Source organism: Streptomyces sp. NPDC002643 (assembly GCF_053592555.1).
In genome coordinates, this window is the sequence record NZ_JBSFVY010000006.1 from 54,122 (window position 1) to 64,610 (window position 10,489).

Sequence of the window (10,489 nt, forward strand, 5' to 3'; positions counted from 1 at the left end):
AAAAAAGGGCGGTGCCCCGGGGGTTCGTCCTCACCCCGGGGCACCGCCCCGACCAGTCGCCGTCGGCTGCCGTCAGCTGTCGCTCGTCGGCTGCGTCAGGTCGTAGAAGGTCGTCCCGTCCACGGTCACCGTCTCGAAGTTCTCCTGGACCCAGGAGCTGATCTGCGAGGAGGTGCCGTCGCTGCTGCCGCCCATGCCACCGCCGGTGCCGCTGGAGATGAAGTAGTGGATCTTGCCTTCCTCCACGTACTTCTTGAACTCCGCGAGGGTCGGGGACGGGTCGGTGCCGTTGAAGCCACCGATGGCCATGACCGGTTCGCCGGTGGAGAGCTGGTAGCTCGCCGCGTTCTGGGCGCCGATGGCGGCGGCGACCCAGGTGTAGTCCGAGGCGTTCTTCTCCAGCAGTTCCTTGGCCTCGTCGCTGACGTCGGCGCCGTTGAGCAGACCGCCCATACCGCCGCCACCGCCGCCGCCCATGCCGCCGCCGTCGCCGTTCTGGGTCTGGCCGTTGCCCTGGCCCTGCTGCTGGTTCTGGGTGGAGCCGTTGCCGTTCTGCTGGTTCTGCTGGCCCTGGCCCTGCTGGCTGTTCTGGCCGCCGCCGAAGCCGCCGGTCGGGGGCTGGCCCATCTGACCGTTGCCGTTCTGGCCGCCCTGGCCGTTCTGCTGGCCCTGCTGGCCGCCCTGCTGGTTCTGGCCCGGCATACCGCCGCCACCAGGACCGCCGCCCATGCCACCGCCACCGCCGCCGGGGCCGCCACCTCGGCCGCCCTGCACGGACGGACCGGCCGTGACGATCGAACCGGTGTGCCCCTCGTTCAGGGTGGTGAGCGTGTACGCGGTCGGACCGGCCAGCGCGGCGACGGCGCTGAGGCCCACGACCGCCATGGCCAGCTGCTTGCCGAGCTTGCCCACGAAGATCAGGCCGAGCGCGGCGACCAGACCGCCGACCAGCACGACCCACTTCAGCCAGGGCAGATAGTCGGAGGAACGGTTGAGGAGGACATAACCCCAGACCGCGGTCGCCGTCATGGCGGCGGCCAGCGTGATCGAGGCCCAGTACTTGTCGCGCTGCTCCCACAGCAGTGCCGCGCCCATACCGATCACCGGCGCGATGTAGGGGGCGAGGGCGACGGTGTAGTACTCGTGGAAAATGCCCTGCATAAAGCTGAAGATCACCATGGTGATCAGCAGCGAGCCGCCCCAGAGGAGGAACGCGGCGCGGGTGGTGTCGGTGCGCTTCAGCTTCCGCGTGGCCCAGATCGCGGCGCCCAGCAGGATCAGCGCGGCCGGGATCAGCCAGGAGATCTGGCCGCCGATGCTGGAGCTGAACATCCGGTCCCAGCCGGTCTCGCCCCAGTTGCCGCCGCCGTTGCCGCCACCGCCGCCGACGCTGCCGGTCTCCTCGCCGTTGATACGGCCGAGTCCGTTGTAACCGAAGGTCAGTTCAAGGAAGGAGTTGTTCTGCGAGCCGCCGATGTACGGGCGGGAGGAGGCCGGCCACAGCTCGACGATCGCGACCCACCAGCCGCCGGAGACGATCATCGCGAGCCCGGCGAGCAGCACCTGGCCGACCCGCTTCTTCCAACTGGCCGGCGCGAAGGCGACGTACACGATCGCGAGGACCGGCAGGATCAGGAAGGCCTGCAGCGTCTTGACCAGGAAGGCGAGCCCGATGGCGACACCGGCCCACACCAGCCACTTCGTCTGCGCCTTCTCCATCGCGCGCAGGGTGCAGTAGACCGCGGCGGCCATCAGCAGCGCGAGCGCCGCGTCCGGGTTGTTGAAGCGGAACATCAGCGCGGCGACGGGCGTGAGCGCGAACACCGCCATGGTGATGAAGCCGGCCGTGGCGTTGAAGCGACGGCGTACGGCCGCCCACAGCACCCCGGCGGTGGCGACGGCCATCAGGACCTGCGGGAACAGGATCGCGAAGGAGTTCAGCCCGAACAGCCGTACGGACAGGGCCATCGGCCAGAGCGAGGCCGGGGGCTTGTCGACGGTGATGGCGTTGGCCGAGTCCAGCGAGCCGAAGAAGAATGCCTTCCAGGACTGGCTGCCCGCCTGAACGGCCGCCGAGTAGAAGGAGTTGGCGTACCCGGAGGCCGTGAGGTTCCAGGTGTAGAGGCCGCCGATGAGGAGGAGGGTGAGCAGGAAGCCGGGGCGAATCCAGCGGTTGTCCTCCGGGCGCCCCCGCCACAGTCGCCGGGCGAAGGGCTGCTTGGGCTCACCGGAGCCGGGGGCGGTGTCGGGGGTGCCGGGGGTGCCGGGGGTGCCGGGGGTGCCGGGGGTGCCGTAACCGTCGAGGGTCTCCTGAACGACCGGCTCCTGAACGGCGGTTCTGTTGCTCGCGGGCGATCCCCCACTGGGACCCGTGGGGCTCGCACCCCCCTGATAGCTGGTCGTCTCGAACTGCGTGGTCATCGTGCGTTCCTCGAATCCTGATCGTGCGGGCGCACCGGCCGCATCCGCATGGTCGGCTCCCCCCAGGTGCGGTCCGCGACTTCACCGGCGCGGAACTGGGTCGTGGTGGCCGAAGTGGCCGTGGTGGCCGTGGTGGAGTACGGGCCCGTCGGCTGGAACCGGTCCTGGTGTCCGTACGGCCCCGGCTGTCCCGGCCGTACCGCCGCCGCGGTCGTGTAGACGGGCGAGGCGGGGTGGTGGGACGTGGGGTGGTGCGGGGCGGGGTGGTGCGAGGCGACGACGGTCGACCCCTCGGCGGGGGAGCCGTCACGCCGGTCGGGGAACACCCACGCCCGGAAGAGCAGGAACCGCAGCACCGTCGCCGCGAGGTTGGCGGCGATGAGTACCGCCAGTTCCGTGGAGTGCGCGGGGTCGGTGGTCGCCGCGTTGAGGGCGGCCAGCGAACCGCTGGTGAGGGCGAGGCCGATGCCGAACACCACCAGGCCCTGCGCCTGATGCTTGACGACTCCGCCCCGGCCCCGGACCCCGAAGGTCAGCCTCCGGTTGGCGGCCGTGTTGGCGATCGCCGAGACCAGCAGGGCGAGCGCGTTGGCGATCTGCGACCCGGCGAACGTACGGAAGCCGCTGTACAGAAGCAGGTAGAACAGCGTGGACAGGCCACCCACCACACAGAACCCGAGAAGCTGTCGGGCGAGCCCGCGCGGTACGTCCTGGATCTCGCGGTCCCTCGGATCGTCCCCGAACGGCCGTGCGAGCCGGTCGAGTGTGATCGATCCCGTGGCCAGCGCCTTCCCGACCCGCCAGACGCCCTTGAGGTCGTCCGTCGCCGTCTTCACGATGTGCACGGTCGAGTTGGGGTCGTCGACCCAGTCCACCGGCACCTCGTGAATCCTGAGCCCGGCCCGCTCGGCCAGCACCAGCATCTCGGTGTCGAAGAACCACCCGGTGTCCTCGACCAGCGGCAGCAGCACCTGGGCCACATCCCGGCGTATCGCCTTGAACCCGCACTGCGCGTCCGAGAACCGGGCCTGCAGCGAGCCCCGCAGAATCAGGTTGTAGGCCCGGCTGATGAACTCGCGCTTGGGGCCGCGCACCACCCGGGAGGACCGGGCCAGCCGGGAGCCGATCGCGAGGTCGGAGTGGCCGGAGATCAGCGGGGCCACCAGCGGCAGCAGGGCGTTCAGGTCGGTGGAGAGGTCCACGTCCATATAGGCGAGGACCGGCGCGTCGGACGCGGACCACACGGTCCTGAGCGCCCGACCGCGCCCCTTCTGCTCCAGCCGGAAGGACCTGACCTCGGGGAGTTCCGTCTCCAGCCGCCGCGCCACCTGCGGGGTGGTGTCCGTGGACGCGTTGTCCGCGATCGTGATGCGGAACGCGTACGGGAACGTGCGCGCGAGGTGCTCGTGCAGTCTGAGCACGCACGGCTGGAGGTCCTTCTCCTCGTTGTAGACGGGGATCACTACGTCCAGGACAGGCGTACCGGCGTTTCCGGCCGGGAGGTGCTCCCGCGCCGGCAGGGTGCCGGGAGAAGAGTCGGTTCGCATGACAACTACATTCGCGAGCCGCTCTGTTATGCCCGTGTGCTCACACTGTGCTGTGCCTGTGAGTCCGATTGCCAGTTTGTTGCGTCGGTTACGTCCTGGTCGACGCCGTAGTCCATGTCGTCGAGCTGCCAGTTGGCGGCGTCGTCGAGCAGGGGCACGACTCCGCCCAGAGCGGGCAGATGCACGGTGAAGACGGTCCTGCCGGGCACGCTGTCGACGGTCACGGCACCGCCGTGCGCGTCGGCGACGGCCTGCACGATGGCGAGCCCGAGCCCGGTGGACCCGGAGGCCCTGGACCGGGACGAGTCCCCTCGCGCGAACCGCTCGAACACATGCGGCAGCAACTCCGGAGGAATCCCCTGCCCGTCGTCCTCGACGTCCACACACATCCAGGCCCCGCGCCGCTGCACCCGCGCGGTGACCGTGGTCCCCGGCGGTGTGTGGGTACGGGCGTTGGCCAGCAGATTGACGAGCACCTGCTGCAGCCGCGCCGCGTCGGCCGACACCAGCGCCGGCATGTCCGGCAGATCGAGCCGCCACTGATGGTTCCGCCCGGCGGCGCGGGCGTCGCTGACGGTGTCCACGACGAGAGGGATGAGATCGGTCTGCTCGAACTGAAGCGGCCGCCCGGCATCGAGCCTCGCCAGCAGCAGCAGATCCTCGACGAGTAGCGTCATCCGCCCGGACTCGGACTCGATCCGACCCAGCGCGTGCCGCGTATCGGGCCCGATCTCCTCCCGCCCTCGACGGGTCAGCTCCGCATACCCCCTGATGGAGGCCAGCGGCGTACGCAGCTCATGACTGGCGTCCGCCACGAACTGCCGTACCCGCATCTCGCTCTCCTGCCGCGAGTGCAGGGCGCTGTGAATGTGGTCGAGCATCCGGTTGAGCGCGGCCCCGACCTGCCCCACCTCGGTGTGCTGATCGGTCTCGGCCGCGGGCACCCGCTCGTTGAGCGTCACCTCACCGGTGTGCAAGGGCAGCTCGGAGACCCGGGTGGCGGTGGCCGCCACCTTCCGCAGCGGGCGCAGGGCGACACCGACGAGCACGGACCCGGCGATCCCGGCGGCGATGAGGCCGGCGCCGGTGACGCTGAGTTCCACGACGATGAGGGTGTTGAGGGTGTTGGTGACATCGGTGGTCGGCAGGGCGACGTAGTAGTCGCCGTTGTCACCGCTGCGGTACTCCACGCGGTACTCGCCGAGCCCGGTGATGGTGATGGTGTGCGCCTTGTCGTCCCTGGGGACGTCGTTGATCTCGGCGAGCTGGGTCTTGTCGAGCGCGTAGGCGGTGGCACCGGTGACGCCGTTGTCGGACGTCGACTTCTTGCCGACCATGCCCTCGGCGGCCGTGCCGTTCTCGACCTTGGCCGCGATGGTGCCGATCATCTGCTGCGGGCCCCTGGTGACGAAGTCCTCCAGGTCCGGCGGGCCGGTGACCTTCTTGTTGGGGTCCTCCTCGCCGGGCTGGCCCTCGCCGGGCTTCGCGGTCGCCGGGGGCGCGTCGTTGGGACCCTTGCCCGCGGCACGCCCCAGCACCTCGCTCACCGAGTCGTCGAGCTGCTCATACAGATGCGAGCGCAGCGCGACCGTCGTCACCGTCCCGATGACGGCACACACCACCGCGATCAACGCCACCGCGGAGACGACGAGCCGCGTACGCAGCGTGCGCGGCTGCCGCTTTCCTCGCCTCAGCTTCAGCTGGGGCTGCCTCTGCGTACGCGTCCGTCGTCGTCCGCTCATGACGCGGCGGGCTTGATCAGGTAACCGGCGCCACGCCGGGTGTGGATCATCGGCTCCCGCCCGGCGTCGATCTTCCGCCGCAGATAGGAGATGTACAGCTCGACCACGTTCGCCTGCCCACCGAAGTCGTACGACCAAACACGGTCAAGTATCTGCGCTTTGCTGAGCACCCGTCGGGGGTTTCGCATCAGAAACCGCAGCAGTTCGAACTCGGTGGCGGTGAGGTGGATGTTGTCCCCGCCCCGCGAGACCTCGTGGCTGTCCTCGTCGAGCATGAGGTCACCCACGACCAGCACGGAATCCGACCGCCGATCGGCGGCACCGGACCGTCGGATCAGCCCGCGCAGCCGCGCGACGACCTCTTCGAGGCTGAACGGCTTGGTGACGTAGTCGTCACCGCCGGCGGTGAGCCCGGCGATACGGTCCTCCACCGCGTCCTTCGCGGTCAGGAAGAGAACCGGCACATCCGGCAGCTCACGCCGCAGCCGCCCGAGGACGGTGAGGCCGTCCATGTCCGGGAGCATCATGTCCAGGACGACGGCGTCAGGGCGGAAGTCGCGGGCGGTCTGGATGGCACCCGTGCCATCGCCCGCACTCCGGATCTGCCATCCCTCATAGCGCAGGGCCATGGACAGCAGTTCGGTGATCGACAGCTCGTCGTCCACCACAAGCACTCGGACGGGGCTCCCGTCCGGCCTCAGCAGTTCGGTGCGCCCCTGGGGCGAGGTCGTGGTCATGCTGGACACCTTGTCGGGACGCCCTGAGAACACCCTTTCGGGAACCTGTGATTTTTCTAAGAAACGCACAGGCGCCTCTCAGGCAACCCCTGGGAACATCCCCGACTTCTCGGACACCAGCCTGGCTGACCAGCCCTTTTCCACGGACTTCGCCGAGGCACCGCATGGCGGGCTCACAGCTTGTGGATCACAGAAAACCCTGCCCGGCCCTCACCCTGACCCCACCCTTATACGACCCCCGTCATGATTCGCACCCCGCCGCCCACTCCCCCTGCCCCTACTCCCGCCCGCCCCTTCCCTCCTCCTCCGCCCGCCGCTCCTCCCCCTCCCGTACGAAGTCATAACTCCGCTCGACCTTGGCGACATGCAGGCTGTAGCTCTCGTACCACTCGGCCCGCCCCCGCTTCTGCGCGGCCTGATGCTCGACGTCGCTCCGCCACCGCTCGATGGCGTCGGCGTCCCGGAAGTAGGACACGGTGATGGAGAGCCCACCCGGCGTGTGTGCCTGATCCATCCCCAGATACCCCGGCACCTCCTTCACCATCGCCTCCATCCGCTCGGCGGTCTCCGCGTACCCGCTCTGATCGGCGGTCCGCAGGGCGGTGAACACCACGGCGTAGTACGGAGGTTCATATCCGGCAACAGGCGCTATCGGCTGATCACTCATGTCACCACTCTGCCGTAGGTCGCCCCCTCAGAACAGCCCGTCCTGCACACCCCGCCCTCCTTCCAACTCCCTTACGGGAACCGTCACTTCATCCCACGCATCCCCCGCCACCAGCCCGGTGAGCTCCCACCCGGCCATGAGCCGCGTATCGAGTACGACGACCCCACGCCCCGTGGCGAGATGGACATCGGGCCCGGCGACGGCGATCACCTCACCCCCCACGCCCCCACCCGCGACCAGCTCACTCACGACACCGTCGGCGACGGGCAGCCCCTCAAGCCCGAACACCCCGGCGTGGTCGACCGCCCGAAACGCCACGGCCTCAAGCGACTCGGGCCACCCGTACACCCCGAGAGCCCTCCGATGCAGCTCCTCCAACTCCCCGGCACGCTCCCCCTTCTCGGGCAGCGCGGCCCTCACCGCCCGCTTCTCGGCATACGGAATCCGATCCGGCACTTTCAGCCCGGCCCGCGCCATCTCCTCCGCCCGCCGCGCCGCCATGAGCGGCCCCCGCCCGAGCCAGGCGAAGCACACGGCCCCCTGCTCCAGCAGCCGAGCCGTCCCCCGCTCGACCGCCGTGATCCCGACCTTCACCATTCCCGGCCCGAACCAGGCGAGATACACGTGATATGCCCGCGGATCATCGGCGACCCCATCGGCGGCCACGGAGTGCGCCCGGTCCAGCCGAGCGCACTCCTCACACCGCGCCCCCGTACTCCGCCCCGACACCTCGGCCCGCACAGCACACGCGTTCCCCCGAGCCCCCACACAGACCCGCCGCGTACCGCCCACCACCCCAAAGGCAACCGCCTTCCCCCTGCTCAACGGACTCCGCCGCCCGCCCTCCCACCCCAGCGAGGCCCCGTCCACACCCCACCGCAGCCCCGTACATCTCCATGCCCGTGCCATCCCTCACGACATTAGAGGACCCCACTGACAACGGCGCTGACCTGCGAAAACAGGAAGGACGGCAGAAGCCACCACCACGCAAGCGATTTGAACCCGTTCAATTCCATGCCAAGATGTCTCACGCCGTTGCCACTGCCTGCCGTTGCCGTTCGATCCAACAGGTGCCGAAGGAGCGGAAGATGGCCCTCATTCCGGTGGCGTTCGCCCTCTACGCCGCCCTGATGGCACCCCTGTGCGTAAAAGCCGGCGACGCCTCGTCCTGGAAGGTCGGCTGGGCACTGGCCACGGCGTTGATCTTCATGCCCCTGACCTTGATGATGGCCGCCTTCATCCCCTGACCCTTCCAGCGACAGTCCCCACGGGACCCCCTCCTCTCCCCCTCCCACGCCTCCCCACCTGTGACGTTCGAACACCCTGATGCGCTGAACACTGCGAGCAGCCTGTGTGAAGGCTGTGCCCGAGTCATCGCAATGTGAGCCGGGGGACGAGAACCGGGGGACGAGAGTGGCACCGAGCACGGCATGCCGGGGCAGCGGCCACCACCACCGGAACCTCATCGCCCGGCGAAGGAGATCCATGCGCAAGCGCGCCGCCTCTGCCGTGTTCATCGCCGTGGCCACACTGGCCGGCCTCGCCGCCCCCGGCGCCCAGGCGGACGAGACCGTGGGCGACATCCAGATCACGAGCCTCAAGGTCAACGGGGGCAAGAGCATCGTGATCGACACGACCGACAAGACGATCACGGTCGCGGTGACGGCCACGGACCCGTCGGGCATCTGGGACGCGGACTTCTACCTCTGGCGAGGCCCGGACGGCTCGGACCCGTACTACAGCGCCACCGACTACATCGTGCCCAACGAGGACACGACCCCGGCGGACTGCGTGGCTTCGAGCCCGACGACCTCCACCTGCTCGAAGACGTTCACCTTCGAACCGGACTGGTGGCTCACGAACGCCGACGCCGGCACCTGGAAGGTCGGATTCTGGGTGTCGGCCAATGACGACAGTTGGACGGAGCGGTGGGCCCACACCACGACCCGCCTCCAGCGGCACTCCAAGCTCACCGTCAACGCGAGCCCCGAGCCGATCGCCAAGGGCAAGACGCTGACGATCACCGGCAAGCTCACCCGGGCCAACTGGGACACCCTCGACTACCGGGGCTACACCAACCAGCCCGCGAAACTCCAGTTCCGCAAGGCCGGCACCACGACCTACACCACCATCAAGACGGTGAACACCTCCAGCACCGGCACCCTGACCACCACGGCCCCCGCCTCCACGGACGGCTACTGGCGCTGGAACTTCACCGGCACATCCACGACCCCACCCGCGAAGGCGACCGGCGACTTCGTGGACGTGCAGTAACCCGGATCAAGTCGGCGACGGAGGGGCGCCGTCAGGCAACAAACGCGAGAGGCCCCGGATCTCTCCGGGGCCTCTCGCCTGCGTGCACTCGGCAGGATTCGAACCTGCAACCTTCTGATCCGTAGTCAGATGCTCTATCCGTTAAGCTACGAGTGCTTGTTCTGCTTTGTGCTGGTCCCGGTCCTTTCGGCCCGCTCCCGGCGACAGGAAGAACATTACATGACTGCCGTCGTCATGTGAAATCCGTTTGCCGCACCCCTTGTGACCTGGGGGAATGGCTTGAGAGGCGGTCCGTGGTGGCGGGAACGACGAAGCCCCGGTCCAGTGGACCGGGGCTTCGGTGATCATGCGCGGAGGCGGAGGGATTTGAACCCTCGATGGGCTTTAAGGCCCAAACCGCATTAGCAGTGCGGCGCCATAGACCGGACTAGGCGACGCCTCCAGCACAACCTCCCGCGCGCGAGCGCGAGTGGTGCGTGCAGATGATGACACAGCCTTGCGGGCCGTCACCAATCGGCTCCCACGGTACTAGGCGGAGAGGCCGCAGGGCAAAGCCGTATCGCGCGTCCGGAGTGGTCGGCGGGCGGAGGGCCCCGCCGCGCAACCGTGTGGCCCCCGTGACGTTAGTCAGGTCATGTTGCAGAGCCCTCCCCGCACCCGCCCCGCCCTCCGCCGGCTCCTCCTCGGCGTCGCCTCCCTCACCGCCGCCACCGTCGGCAGCCTCGCCCCCGCGCTCCCCGGTGCCGCGTACGCCGCCGAAGGCGGTGATCGGCTGGTCCTCACCGTGCGAGGGGCCGGGGGCGGCGCCGACGGGACGTTCGAATTGCGGTGCCATCCCGAGGGGGGCAGTCATCCGCGCGTCCAGGACGCCTGCGCGCGGCTGGATCGGCGTACCACCTGGGGCAAGGACCCCTTCGCCCCGGTCCCTTCCGGCACCGTCTGCACGATGCAGTACGGGGGGCCGGCCACCGCGCACGTCACCGGCACCTGGGCCGGCCGCCGCGTCGACGCCCGTTTCGACCGCGGCAACGGCTGCGAGATCGCCCGCTGGGACGACCTCGTACCCCTCCTCCCCTCCCTCAGCGCATAGCCGCCGGCCAG

The 10,489-nt window shown here is 69.2% G+C and carries 9 protein-coding genes and 2 tRNA genes; 3 read left to right on the forward strand and 8 right to left on the reverse strand.

Annotation, left to right across the window (positions count from 1 at the left end):
* Nucleotides 1-72: 72 nt before the first annotated feature.
* From ACWD4G_RS10910 to ACWD4G_RS10935, 6 genes are all read right to left on the reverse strand, one after another.
* Complete coding sequence (locus ACWD4G_RS10910) at nt 73-2,421, reverse strand: ArnT family glycosyltransferase (protein WP_451292365.1); 2,349 nt, start codon at nt 2,419-2,421, stop codon at nt 73-75.
* A complete protein-coding gene (locus ACWD4G_RS10915) occupies nt 2,418-3,968 on the reverse strand; it encodes a glycosyltransferase (protein ID WP_451292366.1) in 1,551 nt (516 codons plus the stop codon). The genes ACWD4G_RS10910 and ACWD4G_RS10915 overlap by 4 nt, the downstream gene beginning before the upstream one ends.
* A gap of 26 nt (nt 3,969-3,994) precedes the next feature.
* Nucleotides 3,995-5,710 carry a sensor histidine kinase gene (locus ACWD4G_RS10920; RefSeq protein ID WP_451292367.1) on the reverse strand — a complete coding sequence of 572 codons (1,716 nt, stop codon included), beginning with the start codon at nt 5,708-5,710 and terminating at the stop codon, nt 3,995-3,997.
* Nucleotides 5,707-6,447 carry a response regulator transcription factor gene (locus tag ACWD4G_RS10925; RefSeq protein ID WP_257543427.1) on the reverse strand — a complete coding sequence of 247 codons (741 nt, stop codon included), beginning with the start codon at nt 6,445-6,447 and terminating at the stop codon, nt 5,707-5,709. The genes ACWD4G_RS10920 and ACWD4G_RS10925 overlap by 4 nt, the downstream gene beginning before the upstream one ends.
* A gap of 277 nt (nt 6,448-6,724) precedes the next feature.
* Complete coding sequence (locus ACWD4G_RS10930; protein WP_451292368.1) at nt 6,725-7,114, reverse strand: antibiotic biosynthesis monooxygenase family protein; 390 nt, start codon at nt 7,112-7,114, stop codon at nt 6,725-6,727.
* A gap of 27 nt (nt 7,115-7,141) precedes the next feature.
* A complete protein-coding gene (locus ACWD4G_RS10935) occupies nt 7,142-8,023 on the reverse strand; it encodes a DUF2797 domain-containing protein (RefSeq protein ID WP_451292369.1) in 882 nt (293 codons plus the stop codon).
* A 179-nt stretch (nt 8,024-8,202) separates the two neighbouring features.
* Here ACWD4G_RS10935 and ACWD4G_RS10940 point away from each other — a divergent pair, with 179 nt between their 5' ends.
* Nucleotides 8,203-8,361 (forward strand): hypothetical protein, encoded by a 159-nt coding sequence (locus ACWD4G_RS10940; protein ID WP_451292370.1) that lies wholly within the window; start codon nt 8,203-8,205, stop codon nt 8,359-8,361.
* Between the two features lie 238 nt (nt 8,362-8,599).
* On the forward strand, nt 8,600-9,388 hold the full coding sequence (locus ACWD4G_RS10945; RefSeq protein WP_451292371.1) for a calcium-binding protein: 789 nt from the start codon (nt 8,600-8,602) through the stop codon (nt 9,386-9,388).
* Nucleotides 9,389-9,471: 83 nt separating this feature from the next.
* Here the strand turns inward: ACWD4G_RS10945 and ACWD4G_RS10950 are convergent.
* Together ACWD4G_RS10950 and ACWD4G_RS10955 are read right to left on the reverse strand one after the other, a co-directional pair.
* Nucleotides 9,472-9,544 (reverse strand) — tRNA-Arg (locus tag ACWD4G_RS10950).
* Between the two features lie 195 nt (nt 9,545-9,739).
* Nucleotides 9,740-9,830, reverse strand: a tRNA-Ser gene (locus ACWD4G_RS10955).
* 192 nt (nt 9,831-10,022) lie between these two features.
* On the opposite strand from ACWD4G_RS10955, the gene ACWD4G_RS10960 reads away from it, so the two are divergent.
* Nucleotides 10,023-10,478 (forward strand): SSI family serine proteinase inhibitor, encoded by a 456-nt coding sequence (locus ACWD4G_RS10960; RefSeq protein ID WP_451292372.1) that lies wholly within the window; start codon nt 10,023-10,025, stop codon nt 10,476-10,478.
* Nucleotides 10,479-10,489: the final 11 nt, after the last annotated feature.

Coding starts and splice junctions, on each gene's coding strand:
- ACWD4G_RS10915 (WP_451292366.1), bottom strand. CDS start 3,968: ATGCGAACCGACTCTTCTCCCGGCACCCTGCCGGCGCGGGAGCACCTC.
- ACWD4G_RS10930 (WP_451292368.1), bottom strand. CDS start 7,114: ATGAGTGATCAGCCGATAGCGCCTGTTGCCGGATATGAACCTCCGTAC.
- ACWD4G_RS10920 (WP_451292367.1), bottom strand. CDS start 5,710: ATGAGCGGACGACGACGGACGCGTACGCAGAGGCAGCCCCAGCTGAAG.
- ACWD4G_RS10945 (WP_451292371.1), top strand. CDS start 8,600: ATGCGCAAGCGCGCCGCCTCTGCCGTGTTCATCGCCGTGGCCACACTG.
- ACWD4G_RS10925 (WP_257543427.1), bottom strand. CDS start 6,447: ATGACCACGACCTCGCCCCAGGGGCGCACCGAACTGCTGAGGCCGGAC.
- ACWD4G_RS10940 (WP_451292370.1), top strand. CDS start 8,203: ATGGCCCTCATTCCGGTGGCGTTCGCCCTCTACGCCGCCCTGATGGCA.
- ACWD4G_RS10960 (WP_451292372.1), top strand. CDS start 10,023: ATGTTGCAGAGCCCTCCCCGCACCCGCCCCGCCCTCCGCCGGCTCCTC.
- ACWD4G_RS10910 (WP_451292365.1), bottom strand. CDS start 2,421: ATGACCACGCAGTTCGAGACGACCAGCTATCAGGGGGGTGCGAGCCCC.
- ACWD4G_RS10935 (WP_451292369.1), bottom strand. CDS start 8,023: ATGGCACGGGCATGGAGATGTACGGGGCTGCGGTGGGGTGTGGACGGG.